Genomic DNA, 16,824 nt, shown 5'->3' on the forward strand with positions numbered 1-16,824 from the left:
GCCAGGAGGAAAAACTCATGCCGACATCCGAATCCGCGAAGCCCGCCGAACTCGCCGGTCCGCAGACCACGATCGTGCGCACGGTCGAATGGCACGACACGGACGCGTCGGGCCACCAGCACAACTCCGCCGTGCTGCGCTGGGCCGAGGAAGCCGAGGCTTCGCTGCTGCGAGGCCACGGGCTCGCGTGGCTCTTCGGCCGCACCCCGCGGGTGCGCCACGAGGTGAACTACCGAGGCCGGCTCTGGTTCGGCGACGAGGTGCGCGTGACCATGCGCGTGGCCCGGATCGGGCGCACTTCGCTCACGTTCGGGTTCGACGTGGTCGGGCCGAACGGCGCGGCCGCCGACGGCACCGTCGTGGTGGTCCACGCCGAACCCGACTCCCCCGCCGCGACGCCGTGGCCCGACAAAGTGCTCTCCGCGCTGAGCTTTCAGGAACAGGAGGTGCCCGGAACATGAAGATCGCCATCGTGGGCGGTGGCCCCGGCGGGTTGTACTTCGCCGCGCTCGCCAAGCAGCTCGACCCGAACCGCGAAGTGACCGTGTGGGAACGCAACGCGGCCGACGACACATTCGGCTTCGGCGTGGTGTTCTCCGACGAGACGCTGGAGGGCATCACCAACGCCGACGCGGCCGTGTTCTCCTTGATGGAGCGCGATTTCGCCCGGTGGAGTGACATCGACGTGTGCTACCGCGGCACCACGCAGACCTCGAGCGGCCACGGGTTCGCCGCCATCGAGCGCAAGCGCTTGCTGCAGATCCTGCAGCGCCGGTGCCACGACGTCGGCGTGGACGTGCGCTTCAGCACCGAAGCGCCCGACGTCGAGCAGCTCGCGGCCGAGTACGACCTCGTGATCGCGGCCGACGGCGTGAACTCGGCCATCCGCCGGCGGTTCGAAGACGTGTTCCGGCCGTCGCTCGACGTGCGCGAGAGCCACTACATGTGGCTGGCCACCGACCGGGTGCTCGAAGCGTTCACCTTCGTGGTCGAGGAGACCGAGTTCGGCCCGGTGCAGGTGCACGCGTACCCGATCAGCGCCGACCGCAGCACGTTCATCGTCGAGGTGAACGACCGCACGTGGCGGCGCGCCGGCTTCACCGACGGCTCGTTCGGCCCGGGTGTGAGCGACACCGCGAGTGTCGAACGCTGCCACGAGCTGCTGCGCGGCTTCCTCGGGGACGCCGAGCTGCTCACCAACAACTCGAAGTGGCTGCGCTTCACCACCGTGCGCAACGAGACCTGGCGCCACGGCAACGTCGTGCTGCTCGGCGACGCCGCGCACACCGCGCACTTCTCGATCGGGTCCGGCACCAAGCTCGCCATGGAAGACGCACTGGCGCTGGCCGCCGCGCTCGAGACCACTCCCGGCGACCTGCCCGCGGCGCTGGCCCACTACGAGGCCGAGCGCCGGCCCGTGGTCGAGTCGACGCAGCGCGCGGCCCAGGCGAGCCTGGAGTGGTTCGAGACGATCGACCACGTCGTGGGCCAGGAGCCGCCGCAGTTCGCGTTCAACCTGCTCACGCGCAGCCGCCGCGTGACCTATGACAACCTCCGGCTGCGCGACCCCGAGTACATCCGGTCGCTCGACCGCTGGTTCAGCGAGAACACCGCCGGTGGCCGCGACGAGGGCACACCCCCGCTGTTCCAGCCGTTCGACCTGGCGGGGCAGCACCTGCGCAACCGCATCGTGGCCGCGCCGGTGACCACGTACAGCGCGGTGGACGGCGTGCCGGGCGAGGCCGAGTTGCTGCACCTGTCCGGCAAGGCGCTCGGCGGCGCGGGCCTGGTGTTCACCGGGATGACCGCGGTGACCGCGCGCGGTCGCGTGACCCCGGCGTGCCCGGGTCTTTACACCGACGAGCAGGCCCGGGCGTGGCGTCGGGTCACCGCGGCCGTGCACGCGCACAGCGGTGCGCTGATCGGCGTGCAGCTGAGCCACTCCGGGCCGAAGGGCTCCACGACGGTGCCGGACCGCGGCCCGCTCGGCGGCGCGCTCACCGCGAACGGCTGGCGGACCGTCGCCCCTTCGCCGCTCGCGTACGGGAACCTGCCGGTGCCGCATGAGCTGTCGGAAGAAGAGCTGCAGGACCTCGTCGACGACTTCGCGGCCGCGGCCCGACGCGCCGATTCCGCGGGCTTCGACGTGCTGGAGCTGCAGGCCGGGCACGGCTTCCTGCTCTCGGCGTTCCTCTCGCCGCTGACCAACCACCGCACGGACGCCTACGGCGGTGACCTCGAAGCACGGCTGCGGTTCCCGCTGGCCGTGGTCGCGGCGGTGCGGGCGGGGTGGCCGCGCTACAAGCCGTTCGTGGTGCGGATCTCGGCCGTCGACTGGGCCGAAGGCGGGACGACGATCGAGGACAGCGTGCGGGTGGCCGCCGCGCTGGCCGCGCACGGCGTCGACGCGATCGACGTGTCCAGTGGCGAGGTCGTCGCTTTCGAGAAGCCGGCTTTCGGCCGCAGCTACCAGACCCCGTTCGCCGAACGGATCCGTGCCGACGTCGGCATCCCCACCATCGCCGTCGGCGGCATCTCGACGTGTGACGACGCCAACTCGATCGTGCTGGCCGGCCGCGCCGACCTCGCCGGCATCGGCCGCGCGCACCTGCACGACCCGTCGTGGTCGCTGCACGCGGCCACCGAGCTCGGCTACTCCGGGCCCGGCGCCTACTGGCCGCCGATCCAGGCCGGCGGCGAGACCAAACCCCCGAGCGGAGGCCGTGCGCGTCCGCTGCTCACGCTGCACGCGAAGGAGCCTTCGCGCACGCGCTGGACCCCCGTCGCTGCCGGAACCCGAGACAGGAGCGTCTGATCGTGGAAGATTTCCCCCGGTTCACCGCCGCCGCCGTGCAGGCCGCGCCCGTGTACCTCGACACCGCCGCGACCGTGGCGAAGGCGGTCGCGCTGATCGGTGAGGCCGCGTCGAACGGTGCCTCCCTGATCGCGTTCCCCGAGGTGTTCGTGCCCGGTTATCCGTACTGGAACTGGACGATGAACCCCGTGCAGGGTTCGCCGTGGTACGAACGGCTCTACCGCTGCGCCATCGACATCCCCGGCCCGCACCTCGACGCCCTGCGCGCGGCCGCCGCGGCCACGAAGACCACGGTGGTCATCGGCGTCAACGAACGCAGCCGGCACAGCCTCGGGCTGATCTACAACAGCGTGGTCACCATCGGCCCCGACGGCTCCGTGCTCAACGTCCACCGCAAGCTCGTGCCGACGTGGGCCGAGAAACTGACGTGGGGCGGCGGCGACGGCAGCACCGTGCGCGTGCTCGACTCCGCCGTCGGCCCACTGGGTGCGCTGGCGTGCGGCGAGAACACGAACACGCTCGCGCGGTTTTCCCTGCTGGCCCAGGGCGAGCTCGTGCACGTCGCGAGCTACATCTCCCTGCCCGTGGCCCCGGCCGACTACGACATGGCCCAGGCCATCGCCGTGCGCAGCGCCGCCCACGCCTTCGAGGGCAAGCTGTTCTCCGTGGTCGCCTGCTCCACCATCACCGACGAGATGATCGAGATCGCCGCCGGCGACGATCCGGAGATCGCCAAGGCCATGCGCCGCCCGAACAGCGCGCTGTCCGGCATCTTCGGCCCGGACGGCAACCCGGTGGTCGAGCCGCTGATCGACGAGGAAGGCATCGTGTACGCGGAGATCGATCTGGCGCGGTGCATCCAGCCGAAGCAGATGCACGACATCATCGGCGCGTACAACCGCTTCGACGTGTTCCAGCTCCACCACGACACCACACCGCGCCGGCCGGTGGTGTTCGGGAGCCGGGGGCCGGTCGCGGAAGAGCCGGTGGCGCCGGGTCCGGTCATCGGCCCGTGGCCGGGCGACGGAGACGCGGTTCGAGCCGGCTGATTTCGCCCGGGCGGGCACGAACTTCCCGCTGCTGAACGACATTGTGCGTTCGACCGTGGGAAAGTTCGTGCCCGCCCGCTAGTGTTCGCGGGTGCTGTACGACTACTTCGTCGCTGTCGACGACGCGATGGCCGCCCGGACCTTCACGGAACCGGACACGGCCCGGTGCGAGGGTTACCCCGAACTCGCGGTGAAGGGGGCCGATCCGTTTTTCGACCTGCTGCCGGTCGAGGCGGTGCTGACCGGGCGGACGATCGACGAGGTCGAGGCCGACCCGGCGCACTGCCCGGTGGTCGAGGAAGTCGGCGACGGCGAGGCCGTGGTGCTGTCACTGGCCGAGTCCTTCCGTGACGGGCTGGCCACGGCCGACGACGACGCGCTGCGTGTCGCCGCCGTGGCCTTCGTGGAACGGAACGAGCGTGGTGCGGCCGAGGATCTCGTCGCGTTTCTCAAGGAACTCGGTGCGCTGGCCCAGGGCGCGAAGGCGGACGGGCATCGGCTCTATTGCACGGTCGTGGTCTAGCGGCTCAGGTCCTCGGCGCTCGGTGAAGCGACGAGGACTCTGGCGGCCGCGCCCGGCTCCGGCCGCCGCGGGGCGAACCAGACGGCGACGAACGACAGCGCGCAGACCGCGATCAGGTACAGCGCGATGGAGCCCGACCAGTTCGTGCCCGCCAGCAGGGTCGTGGCGATGATCGGGGCGAAGGCGCCGCCGAGGACGGAGCCGATCTGGTAGCCCAGCGAAATGCCGGTGTAGCGCACGCGGGCGCCGAAGAGTTCGGCGAACAGCGCGGGCGCCGGGCCGTAGGTCATGGCGAAAAACGCCTGCCCGACGACGAGCCCGAGGCCGATGAGCACGGGTGAGCCCGACTCGACGAGCCGGAACAGCGGAAACGCCCACGCCGCCAGCAATCCGGCGCCCAGCAGGAACACCCGGCGGCGGCCGACCACGTCGGACCAGGCCGCGGCGGCGGGCATCACCAGCGCGCAGACCACGGCGGACACCAGCACTCCGATGAGGACGGTGCCGCGCGACTGGTGCAGCGGGCCGGTGGCGTAGGAGACGAGGTACACGGCGAGCAGGTAGTAGCTGGTGCCGCCGACCATCGTGGCGCCGGCGGCGAGCAGGATCTGGCGCGGGTAGCGGCGGAGCAGCTCGACCAGCGGGGCGCGGCCGCCGCGGCGAGACCGGTCCGGTGCCTGCTCCTCGACGCGGCTCTGGGCGTAGAGCGCGACGCCGACGAGCAGGATGCTCAGCAGGAACGGCACCCGCCAGCCCCAGGTGAGGAAGGCGTCTTCCGACAGCGTGGCCGACGCGACGAGGAACACCACGTTCGAGAGGATCAGCGCGATCGGCACCCCGAGCTGCGCGAAGCTGCCGTAGAACCCGCGGCGGCTCGCCGGCGCGGCCTCGGTCACGAGCAGCACGGCACCGCCCCACTGGCCGCCGAGCGCGAGGCCCTGAACGAGGCGCAGCACCACGAGCAGGATCGGCGCGGCGGCCCCGATCGACGCGTACGGCGGCAACAGCCCGACCGCGGTCGTCGCCACGCCCATGGTGAGCATGGCCGTGACGAGCGCGGGTTTGCGCCCGACGCGGTCGCCGAAGTGGCCGAACACGGCGGCGCCGATGGGCCGGACCACGAAGCCCACGGCGAAGGTGCTGAAGGCGAGCAGAGTGGCGGCGAACGGGTCACTCGCCGGGAAGAAGAGCTTCGTGAACACGAGCGCGGTGGCCGAGGCGTAGACGAAGAAGTCGTACCACTCGATGGCGGAGCCGGCGAGGCTGACGAGGACCGATCTGCGCAGGGTCGAATCGCTGGACATGGACACTCCGGTGGGTCTCATGTGGACGGGGAGGGGGACCGGCGGGGGCGGCGCGCCCCCGCCGGCGAAACATCAGTTTTCGAGCGTCTGCACCGGGTCGGTGCCGGCCACGTAGGGCGGGTCGTAGATCACGACGAACTCGAGGTCAGTGTCACCGGTGTTGGAGAAGCCGTGGATCTCCCCGGACGGGATCTTGATCACGCTGCCGACCTCGACGTCCCACGAGTCCTTGCCGATGCGCACCGATCCGCTGCCGGCGGTGACGTAGAAGGCGTGGTTGTACGGGTCGCGGTGCAGCTTCGACTTGCCGCCCGGCCCGATCTTCGAGAGCTGGACACTGTAGACGGACGTGTAGTCGGCGTCGACCACACTCTCGCTGAACTCGAACCCGATGCCGGGGAAGCCGGGCTTTTCGAGGCGGTGCCAGGAGATGTCCTTCGGATTGAGCACGTAGTCCACTTCGGTTCCTTTCAGAGAGCAGCTTCGGAAGTCAGGTGTGCGCAGACCTCCGCCGACGAAGTGCCGGCGGAAAGTGCGCGGCGGCAGCCGACCAGCGCTCGCGGCCAGTTCACGACCACGGCGCCGGCGAACCGTCCGGCGGTGCCGAAGACCGCGGCGAACGAGTTCTCGGTCCGGTGCACGAACCGGCTTTCGGTGCCGGCCACGGGGGTGCCGACGATCTGGAGCTGCCAGTCGTACTGGTCGGTCCACACGTACTCCACCGGCGCGTGCGCCCGCGGGTCTTCGGGGTGCGCGAGGGTGTGCGCGACCGCCGCGGCCTGTTCGACCGCGTTGGTCCAGTGCTCGACCCGCACGGCCCGGCCGTGGCGGGAAGTCTGCCAGCGCGCCACGTCGCCGACGGCGAACACGTGCGGCGCGGCCCGGCCGAACGGGTCGCAGACCACCCCGTCGTCGACCTTCAGCCCGGAGCCGGCCACCCACGCGTCGGCGGGCACGGCGCCGATGCCGACGACCACGGTTGCGGCGTCCACCGAGGACCCGTCGGCGAGCCGGATCCGCAGCCCGTCGGCGGTCTGCGAGACGCTCTCGACCTTCACGCCGAGCCGCACCTGCACGCCGTGGCGCCGGTGCAGATCGGCGACCCGGTCCCCGACCACCCCCGGCACCGAGCGGGCCAGCAGCGACGGTGTCGCGTCGAGCACCGTCACCTCGGCCACGCCGAGCCCGCGCGCGGTGGCGGCGACCTCGGCACCGATGAACCCGCCGCCGATCACCACGAGCGGGCCACCGCGGTCGAGGTCTGCCCGCAGTGCGCTCGCGTCCGCGGCGGTGCGCAGCGCGTGCACCCCGGGGAGGTGCTCCCAGCCGGCCGGCCGCGCGGTCGCACCGGTGGCGATCACCAGGTCGGTGTAGCCGAGCTCCGTCCCGTCGGCCAGGTGGACGGTGGAGGCGCCCAGGTCGAGCCGGGTGGCGGCGCGGCCCAGCTCCAGCTCGATGCCCTGGTCGACGGCGTCTTGTGCGGTGAGCAGCCGCACGTCGTCGAGCCCGGCCGTGCCCGCGAGCACGCTCTTCGACAGCGGCGGCTTGTCGTAGGGCAGCTCGTCCTCCTGGCCCACCAGCACGATCCGGCCGTCGTGACCGGAGGTCCGCAGGGCCTGCGCCACCCGCACGCCGGCGACCGACGCGCCGACGACGACCGTGCCCGCGTTCACGCCTCGTCCACCGCCAGCGCCGCTTCCGGGCACGCGCGGGCGACCTCGCCGACCCGGCCGACCTCGTCCGGCCCGATCGCCTCGCGCAGCAGCGTGACCACGCCGTCGTCGTCGATGTCGAACACGTCGTCGGCACCCACCACGCAGTTGGCCCAGCCCTTGCACTTCGCGCGATCAGCGTGCACAACCGGCATCTCGTTCTCCTTCCGTATGTCGTCTTCGTGACGACCGCAAACGAAAGAGTAAGCTTCTGCACAGCAGAACGACAACAGGCTAATGGGCGAACCGCCCGGGTAGGTGACCCTCGGAGGGCGGCCCCGGAGCACAAAAAGCGGCGGTGACCAGGGCCTGGGCCCGGTCACCGCCGCGGTGAAAAATTCGGCGTCAGCTGTGCAGGAGCGGCGCCGCCTCGCTCACGATGGTCTGCAGCGTCTTCGCGACGATCGCCCGCTGCGAGTCCGGCATCCGGCTCGCCGGCACCGCGACGTTGAACGAGATCCGCCCCGCGGCGACCGTGCTCGGGAAAGCGACGGCCACCGACGACACCCCGGCCTCGCTCTCCTCCGAACTCGTCGCGTAGCCCTGCCGGCGCACCCGCTCGAGCTCGCTTTCGAGCTCGTCGCGCGTGCGGATGCTCTTCTCCGTGAGCCCCTCGATCCCCTCGGCCGGGTACAGCACGTGGAGCTGGTCGGTGGTCAGCCCGGCGAGCATCGCCTTGCCCGAAGACGTCGAGCTCGCCGGCAGCGAACTGCCCAGCCGCGAGGCCACGCGCACGGCCTGCGGGCTCTCGATCGCGTCGACGAACCGCACGCTCGTGCCGTCGAGCACGCCGAGGTGCACGGTCTCGCGCAGCTGCGCGTTGAGGCGTTCGAGGTAGGGCCGCAGCACCTGGCGGAAGTCGAAGCGCTCCAGGATCGAGAACGCGACGCCGGTCAGCGCGGTGCCCGGTTCATAGGCTTTCGTGGCCGGGTTCTGGCGCACGAAACCGCGGTAGAGCAGCATGGCCATGAGCCGGTGCGCCGTGGACGAGGCCACGCCGAGGTACTCGCTCACCTCGGCCAGGCGTACCTCCGAGCGTTCGCCGAACAGCAGCAACAGCTTGAGCGCGTTGTCCACGGATTCGATCGGGTACTGCGGCGGCGGGTTGGCCCCGGGCGGCCCCTCACTCCTGCTCATGCGGACGACTGTATTCGGCGCCGACCGCGGCCCTCTTGCGCCGCGACACCCGTCGCCTTTACTGTACCGTACAGTTCAGCTCTCGGAGAGCTCCTCCACCTCGGTCGAACCGGAGGTTCCCATGACCGCTCACCAGCGCAGCCCCGGAGTGCGCGAGCCCGCGACGTCGGTCGACGAGCTCGTCGCCCGGGCCCGCGCGCTCGTCCCGATGCTGTCTTCGCGCGCCGAGCAGACCGAGCGCGACCGGCGCGTGTCGCCGGAGACCATCGACGCGCTGCGTGAGGCGGAGCTGTTCAAGCTCATGCAGCCGCGCCGCTTCGGCGGGTTCGAGCTCGGGTTCGACGCGCTGGTCGACATCGATCTCGAGCTCGCGCAGGGCTGCGGCAGCTCCGCGTGGTGCGCGAGCCTCGGCATGGTGCACCAGTGGTTCACCGCGCTGTTCCCGCTCCCCGCGCAGGAGGAGGTGTGGGCCGACCCGGGCACCATCGTGGCCGGGTCGTACATGCCGGCCGGCCGCGCGGAGGCCGCGCCGGGCGGGTTCGAGGTCTCGGGCCGCTGGTCGTTCACGAGCAACTGCGACAACAGCGGCTTCTTCCTGCTGGGCACGATGTTCCCGGCCGACGGCGCCGCGCCGCGCGCCGGGTTCTCCCTCGTCCCCCGCGCCGACCTCACGATCATCGACGACTGGCACACGGTCGGTCTGGCCGGCACCGGCAGCAAGTCCGTGGCCATCGAGGAGCCGGTGTTCGTGCCGGAGCACCGGCACGTACTGGTGGAGAACCTCGCGACCGGCACGGCCCCCGGGTTCGCCGTGAGCGGCAACCCGGTGCACACGCTGCCGCTGCTCTCGGTGCTGCCCGCGTGCCTGGTCAGCCCGGCGCTCGGCATGGTCGACGGCGCGGTGCGGGACTTCCTCGACTGGATCGGCGAGCGGAAGACGACCGGCGCGGTGTCCGGCGGCGGGGCGAGCATGGCGCAGTTCGCGCACGTGCAGTCGCGCATCGCCGAGGCCACGGCCAGTCTGGACGCGGCGAAGCTGCTGCTGCGCCGCGACCTCGCCGACGCCGCGTTCCTCGTCTCGGCCGGCGAGGAGATGTCGCTCGCGACCCGGTTCCGCAACCGGCGTGACCACGGGTTCGCGGTGCAGCTGGCGGTGCGCGCCGCGAGCGGGCTCTTCGACGCCGTCGGCGGCCGCGGGCTGCACATGTCGTCGAGCATCCAGCGGGCCTGGCGCGACGTGAACGCCGTCGCGCGGCACGCCAGCCTCAACTGGGACGCGATCAGCACCATGTACGGCCAGCACCGGTTCGGGCTCGAACCGCGCGGGCAGTTCTGAGGCCGCCGTGTGGGACGAGGAGATCGTCGGCTGCCCGCCCGAGGCGGTCACCGCGCGCGAGCTGCGCACCGCGTTGGGAAAGTTCACTTCCGGCGTCTGCGTGATCACCACCCTCAGCGACGACGGCAAACGCGAGGGCATCACCGTGAACTCGTTCGCGTCGGTGTCGCTGAACCCCGCGATGGTGTTGTGGAGCATCGCGCGCGGTGCCCCGAGCTCGGCGACGTTCACCACGGCCCCGCGCTTCGGCGTGAACGTGCTGTCCGCTCGGCAAAAGGACCTCTCCACGAGGTTTTCCCGGCCGGCGGCCGACAAGTTCGCCGGCCTCGACGGGGTGACGACCGGGCTCGGCGCCGTGCCGATGCTCGACGGCGCGGTGGCGCAGTTCGAATGCCGCAACCAGTTCCAGCGCTACGGCGGCGACCACCTGATCATCGTCGGCACCGTCGACCTCGTCCGGACCTGGGACCGTCCGCCGCTCGTGTTCTTCGCCGGCCAGTACGCCGATCTCGACCCGCGGCACCTACCCCAGGAAACACGCTGATCACCGTCAACGGCCGCCACCCCGTACCGAACTCTTCTCCCGATTGGAGCCTCTTGATGTCCGACCCCCAGCAGCACCCAGGCCGGTTCGACGTCCACCACCACGCGCTGCCGCGGCCGTACCAAAAAGCACTCGACAGCTCGGGCGCGCCTCAACTCAAGGGCGTCGACCCGATCCACTGGGACGTGGACTCGGACCGGGAAGTCATGCGCGACAACGACATCCGCGGCGCCTTGCTGTCCGTGACCGCACCCGGCACCACCATCGTGCCCGGCCCCGAAGCCATCCGGCTCGCCCGCGATACCAACGAAGAATTCGCGCGGCTCGTCGCCGACAACGACGGAGCCTACGGCGCGTTCGCCCTTCTGCCCCTGCCCGACGCCACGGCCGCGATCGCCGAGATCGACCACGCCGTGGACGAACTCGGGCTCGACGGCGTCGGCCTGTTCTCCAACTCGGCCGGCGTCTACCTCGGCGACGAGCAGCTGGAACCCGTGCTCGCGCACCTCGCCGAACGCGAAATCACCGCCTTCGTGCACCCGGCCATCCCGGCGTCCACGGACCAGGCGACGTTCGGGCTGCCGCCTTCGCTCTACGAGTTCACCTTCGACACCACCCGCGCCGTGGCGAACCTGCTGTACTCCGGCACCCTCGACCGCCACCCCGGGCTCAAGCTCGTGCTCTCGCACGCCGGCGGCACCGTGCCGTTCCTCGCGCAGCGGCTCACCTACGCGGCCACGATCGCGAGCCGGCTCAAGGACCGCGAGCCGGCCGACCTGCTCGGCAGCCTGCGGCGGCTCTACTACGACACGGCGATGTCGGCCAACCGGGCCACGCTGGCGGCGCTGACCGAGCTGGTCGGACCCGAGCACATCCTCTTCGGCAGCGACTACCCCTACATGCCGGCGTCGACGACCCGCGAGACCGTGGAAGGCGTGGTCGAGTTCTTCTCCCCCGCGGACCGCGAGCTGCTCGAACGCCGCAACTTCGAGGTGCTCTTCCCGCGGTTCTGCGCTCGCGCCAAGACCTTCGCCGCGCGGTGAGCACCGACCTCACGGCGCTGCTCGAGGAGGTGTCTTGAGCCCGCCGTTCCCCGCGAATGCCATGCTGGTGCCGAGGAAGGTGGTGCGCATGGCAGCTCGGCAGAGCGTTCCGGCCCGGCAGCCGGAGGGCCAGATCGCGACGCGCAACCGGCAGGCCATCATGGCCGCCGCGTTCGCGATCTACACCGAGGAAGGCCCGGCCGTGAACCTCGACCGCGTCGCGCAACGCGCCGGGGTCTCGAAGGTCACCATCTACAACCACTTCCGGTCGAAGGACACGCTCCTGCTGGAGGTCGTCGAGTCGGAGCTCGGCCAGGCCCACCGGGAAGCCGACGACTTCCTCGACGCGCACCTCACCGGCGTCGACGACCTGCGGGCGGCCATGACGGGCCTCTGCGAAGCCTGGGTGGCGGGCTTGAGCGCCGACCGGTTCAGCCACCTGCGCTCGATCGTCGCCACGCAGGCGCAGCGGCTGCCCGAGCTCGGGCAGCTGTGGATGCGCCTGGGCCCGAACCGCCTCCACCTGCGGATCGGCGACGCCCTGCGGTCGTGGGCCTCGACCGGGCAACTGCGCATCGACGACTTCGAGCTCGCCGTGCTGCAGCTCGCCGGCCTGGTCGCGTCGCCGCACGTGATGTACGACCCGTTCGGCGGCGGCCCCGACGCCGAGCTGACCACGCGACTCATCGAAAGCGGCGTGGACATCTTCCTCGGGCACTACGGCGTCGCACCGAATTCCCCTGCGGACCACTGAGCAGGCGTCACTCGACGGCGGGGAGACCGCACCGGACGGCCTGCCGATCGGCGGGCAGCTGATCGGCAGGCCCGGCGCGGGCGGTTCAGCCCGTCACTCCATCGGCCACCGCGGCGCGGGCCGGTGGCCCAGCCGGTCCAGCGCCGTGTCCGCGACGCGGTCGACCTCCTTCGCGAGCTCCTCGACGTCCACCGTCAGCAGACGTTTGTCCTCCAGCACCACGCGGCCGTTGATCACCACCGTGTCGGCGTTCTCGCCGCTGCCGGAGTACACGAGGTCGGCGATCGGGTTGGCCAGCCGGTGCGGGGACCACGCGAGGCTGGTCGCGTCGAACACCACCACGTCGGCGGCGCGGCCGGGCTCGATCGAGCCGATCTCGTCGGCCCAGCCGAGGGCCTGCGCGGCGTTGACCGTCGCCATTTCGAACACCGAGTGCGCGCCCATGATGAGCGGGTCGCGGCGCGCGTCCCGGTGCGTGGTGGCGGCGAGATACATCACGCGCACCAGGTCGAGGAAGCGGCTCGCGGCCGCCGCGTCCGTGCCGAGTGTGAGGTTCGCGCCGGCGGCCACGAGGTCGGGGATCACCCCGTGGGCAACCCAGCCGTTGCCGCCCATGAGGCTCGACGACGGTGCGTGCGCGATCGAGGCGCCGGAGGCGGCCAGCAGCTTCACGTCGTCTTCGGGCAGCCAGCCGATGTGCGCGAGGACCACCCGCTGGTCGAACACGCCGAACCGCTGGTAGCGCTCGATTTCCGGGTTGCGGCTCGCGTCGGTCGGCTGTCCGATGAAGTGGCCCACGATCCCGGTGTCGCGTGTGGACACTCGCTCGACGACACCTTCGAGCAACGTGTCGCTCACGGCCTGCGGGAGGTCGAGGTCGTACCAGACCTTCAACCGGCCGTCGCCGGCTCCGCGGAAGCGGTCGTAGATGTCGTCGGCCTCGGCGAGACAGGCCTCGGCGCTCGGCACCTCGCCGCCGAACGGTCCGGAGCGGTCCCCCGACTTCGCCGCCAGCACGCCCCGGATGCCGAGGTCCAGCGCGGCCCGCGCCGTCGCGGCCGTGCGCGGCCCGCCAGCGTCGGCGAAGCAGGTGGTGCCGTGGCGGATCAGCTCGGCGAAGCTCGCCGACGCCGCGACGTACGCTTCGTCCTCCGTGAGCTGGTCCTCGTGCGGGATCACGCGTTCCTTCAGGCGCTGCAGCTGCGGCAGCTCGTCGACGACCCCGCTGATCAGGAACGCGCCCGCCGGGTGGTGGTGGCAGTCGATCAGCCCGGGCGTGAGCAGGCCGCCCGGCCGCTCGATCAGCTTCGCCGGCGCATGGGTCGCGAGGATCTCGTCGCGTTTGCCCACCGCAACGATCCGGCTGCCGGCGATGGCGATCGCGCCGTCGCGGATGATCCGGCGGGTCGCGTCCATCGTCGCGATCGCCCCGGCCGTGATCACCAGGTCCACCTGGGCCGGCCTCACCGCGCTGCCCCATCGACGTGTCGGGTCACTCGAATCGTCCTCTCGGGAGGTGGGCTTTCCGGGACCGTTTCCGGGCCCGCGAAGCCCACCTTCCGCCGCGAGAACGACCAGGGCCATAACCCTCAGGTGGTATTCGGTGCGGCGACTGTCCGGTTCAGCCGGTTTGCGCCAGCCGTTCCGTGGTGCGCATCGCGTCGAGCCGCGATCGGGCGCCGAGCTTGTGGTACACGTGCTTGAGGTGCTGCTTCACGGTGTTGAGCGCGATCCCGAGCTCGGCGGCGATCTCGAGGTTCGCCAGGCCGCGGGACACGAGGTCGAGCACCTCGGCCTCCCGCGCCGTGAGACTCGCCTCGAGGCCCGGCTTCTTGCTGCGCTCCTGCGTTTGCAGCGCCACACTCACATTTTCACTGAGCCGCGTGGTGCGCACCTCGACCACGCTCGACGCCGTCTTCTGCGCCACGGTCTCCTGGAACCCGGCCGGCCCGGCCGCGGCCTCGTACACCGTGGCGTTGGCCAGTGCGACCGACACGAACCGCGCCATCTTGTCGGCCACCTGCTGCTCGGGCGCGCCGAACGCGGGCCGCCCGCTGCGCCGCGACAACGTGATCATCCCGAACGTGCGGCCGTTGCGGATGAGCGGCACGGCCAGGCAGTGCTCGAACCCGTTGCGGGTGAGCACCTGCCCGACCGGTGACCGGTGGTGGTCGTCCGCGGTGCGGTGGATCATCGCGTCGTGCACCGAATACTGCGTGCTCATGGCGCGCCGCAGGTATTCGCACGGGTCGCGCAGCTCGTCGAACTCGTAGACCAGCGTCGGCGGTTCACCGATCGACGACGCGAGCGTGCGCCGGTTGTGCCGGTCGAGCAGGTACACCGCACCGGCCTCGCTCCGCGTCAACCGCGCGACCTCCGGCAACGCCCGCTGCTGGACCTGGGCGGAGCCGAGGGTGCCGCACACGAATTCGGCGAACCGCGCGATCGCCGGCCATGAATCGTCCACGGAGGTGCCTCCCGGTGTCCTCTTCGGATTCCCTGGAAACGCAGGTGTAGCACTGGTTTGGGGCTCGCCAGTGTACCCCCCGCGTTCACCGGGGCGAAGAAACGTTCAAGCGAGGACGACTTGACAGGAATCAGTTCCGGTGGGCAAAAGACCGACTCGAAACGGCCAGCGCGGTGAGGTGGTGCAGCGAATTGTCAAGGTGCTCGGGCCCGAACGGCGGAAACGTGATGCCCCGGGCCCGGATGTGCGCGGGCACGGCCGACCAGTCGTAGGTGAGCGTGACCGCGGTCTCGGCCGGGCCGAGCGGCGTGAGGTCGTAGCGCCAGAGCCAGCCGCCGAGCTCCAGCGTGCCGTCGGGCCGCTCGGTGCCGGTCAGCCAGGCGATGGTGCGCGGCCGGTCGAAGGTGTGCACCTGGTTGACCACGCGGTAGTCGCCGATCGCGCGGGCGTTGTGGTACATGGCCATGCGGAAGAGCTGGCCCACCTCGGTCAGCGGCGCGGTGTCGAGCGGTTCGCGGACCCAGCCGGTGCCGTCGATCGACGCGTGGGCGCCCGGGTCGGCGAGCACCGCGAAGATCTGCGCGGCGGAAGCCGGGATGGTGCGGGTGGCGGTGACGACTTCGGTGGTCTCGGTGTTCTCGGTCATGGCGCGCTCCTCGGTTCTCGGGTTCGTCACCCACCCCACGAACGCACCGGCGCCGTTTCGACAGGTTCGCCGGAAAAAGTTCGGCGCACGCTCAGGGCGTCTCCGGTCGACGTCCGCGCCGGGCCCGGAGGCGCGTCCGCTTCCGGGCCCGGCGCGATCATGACCGGTGAGAGGGCCGCGGATCTGCCGCGCCGAGCACCTCCGGGATCAGGCGAGCGGCGAGAACACGAGGCTGCCGTTGTGGCCGCCGAAGCCGAAGCTGTTGGACAGCACCGGCCCCGGCGTCCACGGGGTGAGCTCGCGGGCCACGTCGAGATCGAGGGCCGGGTCCTGAGTGGACAGTCCGAGCGTCGGCGGGATCAGCTCGTGGGCCATCGTGAGGGCCACCGCGACGGCTTCGACCGCACCGGCTGAGCCGAACGAGTGGCCGGTGGCGCCCTTGATGCTGGTCACGAGCGGCCGCGCCGCACCGAACACGCGCCGGAGGGCGTGCGCTTCCGCGGCGTCGTTCAACGCGGTCGAGGTGCCGTGGGCATTCACGTGCGTGATGTCGGCCGGCGCGTACCCCGCGTCCTCGATCGCCAGCCGCATGCACCGCTCGGCGCCGGCTCCGTCCGGTGCGGGCGCCGTGACGTGGTGGGCGTCGGCGGTCGAGGCGGCGCCGTCGATGGTGAGGTAGATGCTCGCGCCGCGGTCGAGCGCCTGCTCCAGCGGCTCCAGCACGAGGATGCCGGCCGCCTCCGACGCGGCGAGACCGTCGCGGTCCACGTCGAACGGCCGCGAGATCCCGCTGCGACTCAGCGCGCGCATGTTGGTGAACCCGGCCACGCACACCGGGGTGAGACTCGAATCGCTGCCGCCCGCGAGCACGAGGTCGGCCGCCCCGGACGCAATGAGCCGCGCGCCGGCGGCGATCGCGTCGGTACCGGCGGCGCACGCGGTGGTGATCACCGACGCGCTGCCGCGGAAACCGTAGCGGATGCTCAGCGCGGCAGCACCGGCGTTCGGCATCGTCATCGGCACCACGTGCGGCGAAACCTTGCGCACGCCGTGGGCGGCCAGGACCTCGGCTTGCGATTCCAATGTGGACACCCCGCCGATGCCGGTGCCGAGCGACACCGCCGCCCGGTCGGCGTCGCGCACCGAGACCGTCGGCTCGATCTCCCCGGTCAGCAGCCCCGCGTCCGCCAACGCCTCGTCGGCCGCCGCGACGGCCATCTGCGTGGCGATGTCCGCCGTGCGCGCCACCTTGTGCGACATCCACCGCCGCGGCGCGAACCCGTCGAGGCGCCGCACGCTCGCGGGGCCGGCCGGGCGCGCCAGCCCTGCCCAGAACGCCTTCACACCGATCCCGGCCGGCGAGACGACACCGATGCCGGTCACCGCGACGCGCCGGTTGAGGGCTGGCTTCATGCACGTGCTCCTTCGAAAACTGGGGTGCTTTCAGCCTAGCTCCTGACTAAGCTTTTGCAAAGTCAGATGCCGATCGCAGCC

17 protein-coding genes are annotated in these 16,824 nt (G+C 71.3%); 8 read left to right on the forward strand and 9 right to left on the reverse strand.

Going from position 1 to position 16,824, the window contains the following annotated elements; all coding sequences use genetic code 11:
* The first annotated feature begins 17 nt into the window (after positions 1 to 17).
* The 4 genes from VSH64_RS25245 to VSH64_RS25260 all read left to right on the forward strand — a co-directional run bounded on the left by VSH64_RS25245 (position 18) and on the right by VSH64_RS25260 (position 4,387).
* Positions 18 to 461, forward strand: a complete 444-nt coding sequence (locus VSH64_RS25245) for an acyl-CoA thioesterase (protein ID WP_326565151.1) — start codon at positions 18 to 20, stop codon at positions 459 to 461.
* Positions 458 to 2,815, forward strand: coding sequence for an oxidoreductase (locus tag VSH64_RS25250; protein WP_326565152.1), 2,358 nt, complete (start codon positions 458 to 460; stop codon positions 2,813 to 2,815). Before VSH64_RS25245 ends, VSH64_RS25250 begins: the two co-directional genes overlap by 4 nt.
* 2 nt (positions 2,816 to 2,817) lie before the next feature.
* Positions 2,818 to 3,864, forward strand: coding sequence for a carbon-nitrogen hydrolase family protein (locus tag VSH64_RS25255; RefSeq protein WP_326565153.1), 1,047 nt, complete (start codon positions 2,818 to 2,820; stop codon positions 3,862 to 3,864).
* Positions 3,865 to 3,955: 91 nt separating this feature from the next.
* Positions 3,956 to 4,387 carry a hypothetical protein gene (locus VSH64_RS25260; protein WP_326565154.1) on the forward strand — a complete coding sequence of 144 codons (432 nt, stop codon included), beginning with the start codon at positions 3,956 to 3,958 and terminating at the stop codon, positions 4,385 to 4,387.
* On the opposite strand, the gene VSH64_RS25265 is transcribed toward VSH64_RS25260, so the two are convergent.
* The 5 genes from VSH64_RS25265 to VSH64_RS25285 all read right to left on the reverse strand — a co-directional run bounded on the left by VSH64_RS25265 (position 4,384) and on the right by VSH64_RS25285 (position 8,540).
* Entirely contained in the window at positions 4,384 to 5,691 is a 1,308-nt protein-coding gene (locus tag VSH64_RS25265; protein WP_326565155.1) for an MFS transporter, read from the reverse strand. The two genes, VSH64_RS25260 and VSH64_RS25265, sit on opposite strands and share 4 nt — an antisense overlap.
* A gap of 72 nt (positions 5,692 to 5,763) precedes the next feature.
* Entirely contained in the window at positions 5,764 to 6,150 is a 387-nt protein-coding gene (locus tag VSH64_RS25270; RefSeq protein ID WP_326565156.1) for a cupin domain-containing protein, read from the reverse strand.
* Between the two features lie 11 nt (positions 6,151 to 6,161).
* Positions 6,162 to 7,364 carry an NAD(P)/FAD-dependent oxidoreductase gene (locus VSH64_RS25275; protein WP_326565157.1) on the reverse strand — a complete coding sequence of 401 codons (1,203 nt, stop codon included), beginning with the start codon at positions 7,362 to 7,364 and terminating at the stop codon, positions 6,162 to 6,164.
* Positions 7,361 to 7,558 (reverse strand): ferredoxin, encoded by a 198-nt coding sequence (locus tag VSH64_RS25280; RefSeq protein WP_326565158.1) that lies wholly within the window; start codon positions 7,556 to 7,558, stop codon positions 7,361 to 7,363. The genes VSH64_RS25275 and VSH64_RS25280 overlap by 4 nt, the downstream gene beginning before the upstream one ends.
* Before the next feature lie 190 nt (positions 7,559 to 7,748).
* A complete protein-coding gene (locus VSH64_RS25285; RefSeq protein ID WP_326565159.1) occupies positions 7,749 to 8,540 on the reverse strand; it encodes an IclR family transcriptional regulator in 792 nt (263 codons plus the stop codon).
* Positions 8,541 to 8,661: 121 nt separating this feature from the next.
* Between VSH64_RS25285 and VSH64_RS25290 the strand changes: the two genes are divergently transcribed.
* The 4 genes from VSH64_RS25290 to VSH64_RS25305 all read left to right on the forward strand — a co-directional run bounded on the left by VSH64_RS25290 (position 8,662) and on the right by VSH64_RS25305 (position 12,217).
* Positions 8,662 to 9,876: an acyl-CoA dehydrogenase family protein gene (locus VSH64_RS25290; RefSeq protein ID WP_326565160.1), complete on the forward strand. Its 1,215-nt coding sequence runs from the start codon at positions 8,662 to 8,664 to the stop codon at positions 9,874 to 9,876.
* A gap of 7 nt (positions 9,877 to 9,883) precedes the next feature.
* Positions 9,884 to 10,420, forward strand: a complete 537-nt coding sequence (locus tag VSH64_RS25295) for a flavin reductase family protein (RefSeq protein ID WP_326565161.1) — start codon at positions 9,884 to 9,886, stop codon at positions 10,418 to 10,420.
* Between the two features lie 56 nt (positions 10,421 to 10,476).
* On the forward strand, positions 10,477 to 11,463 hold the full coding sequence (locus VSH64_RS25300; RefSeq protein WP_326565162.1) for an amidohydrolase family protein: 987 nt from the start codon (positions 10,477 to 10,479) through the stop codon (positions 11,461 to 11,463).
* 88 nt (positions 11,464 to 11,551) lie between these two features.
* Positions 11,552 to 12,217 (forward strand): TetR/AcrR family transcriptional regulator, encoded by a 666-nt coding sequence (locus tag VSH64_RS25305; protein WP_326565163.1) that lies wholly within the window; start codon positions 11,552 to 11,554, stop codon positions 12,215 to 12,217.
* A gap of 93 nt (positions 12,218 to 12,310) precedes the next feature.
* Here VSH64_RS25305 and VSH64_RS25310 read toward each other — a convergent pair whose 3' ends face one another.
* From VSH64_RS25310 to VSH64_RS25325, 4 genes are all read right to left on the reverse strand, one after another.
* Positions 12,311 to 13,684 carry an amidohydrolase family protein gene (locus VSH64_RS25310; protein ID WP_326565164.1) on the reverse strand — a complete coding sequence of 458 codons (1,374 nt, stop codon included), beginning with the start codon at positions 13,682 to 13,684 and terminating at the stop codon, positions 12,311 to 12,313.
* Positions 13,685 to 13,838: 154 nt separating this feature from the next.
* Complete coding sequence (locus tag VSH64_RS25315; protein ID WP_326565165.1) at positions 13,839 to 14,684, reverse strand: LuxR C-terminal-related transcriptional regulator; 846 nt, start codon at positions 14,682 to 14,684, stop codon at positions 13,839 to 13,841.
* 130 nt (positions 14,685 to 14,814) lie between these two features.
* Positions 14,815 to 15,330: an SRPBCC family protein gene (locus VSH64_RS25320; RefSeq protein WP_326565166.1), complete on the reverse strand. Its 516-nt coding sequence runs from the start codon at positions 15,328 to 15,330 to the stop codon at positions 14,815 to 14,817.
* 207 nt (positions 15,331 to 15,537) lie between these two features.
* Positions 15,538 to 16,743 (reverse strand): beta-ketoacyl-[acyl-carrier-protein] synthase family protein, encoded by a 1,206-nt coding sequence (locus VSH64_RS25325; RefSeq protein ID WP_326565167.1) that lies wholly within the window; start codon positions 16,741 to 16,743, stop codon positions 15,538 to 15,540.
* Positions 16,744 to 16,824: the final 81 nt, after the last annotated feature.

Origin of the sequence: Amycolatopsis rhabdoformis, from assembly GCF_035918295.1 — a bacterium.
Classification (GTDB): Bacteria; Actinomycetota; Actinomycetes; order Mycobacteriales; family Pseudonocardiaceae; genus Amycolatopsis; species Amycolatopsis rhabdoformis.

Coding starts and splice junctions, on each gene's coding strand:
- VSH64_RS25300 (WP_326565162.1), top strand. CDS start 10,477: ATGTCCGACCCCCAGCAGCACCCAGGCCGGTTCGACGTCCACCACCAC.
- VSH64_RS25265 (WP_326565155.1), bottom strand. CDS start 5,691: ATGTCCAGCGATTCGACCCTGCGCAGATCGGTCCTCGTCAGCCTCGCC.
- VSH64_RS25305 (WP_326565163.1), top strand. CDS start 11,552: ATGGCAGCTCGGCAGAGCGTTCCGGCCCGGCAGCCGGAGGGCCAGATC.
- VSH64_RS25320 (WP_326565166.1), bottom strand. CDS start 15,330: ATGACCGAGAACACCGAGACCACCGAAGTCGTCACCGCCACCCGCACC.
- VSH64_RS25245 (WP_326565151.1), top strand. CDS start 18: ATGCCGACATCCGAATCCGCGAAGCCCGCCGAACTCGCCGGTCCGCAG.
- VSH64_RS25280 (WP_326565158.1), bottom strand. CDS start 7,558: ATGCCGGTTGTGCACGCTGATCGCGCGAAGTGCAAGGGCTGGGCCAAC.
- VSH64_RS25325 (WP_326565167.1), bottom strand. CDS start 16,743: ATGAAGCCAGCCCTCAACCGGCGCGTCGCGGTGACCGGCATCGGTGTC.
- VSH64_RS25250 (WP_326565152.1), top strand. CDS start 458: ATGAAGATCGCCATCGTGGGCGGTGGCCCCGGCGGGTTGTACTTCGCC.
- VSH64_RS25290 (WP_326565160.1), top strand. CDS start 8,662: ATGACCGCTCACCAGCGCAGCCCCGGAGTGCGCGAGCCCGCGACGTCG.
- VSH64_RS25285 (WP_326565159.1), bottom strand. CDS start 8,540: ATGAGCAGGAGTGAGGGGCCGCCCGGGGCCAACCCGCCGCCGCAGTAC.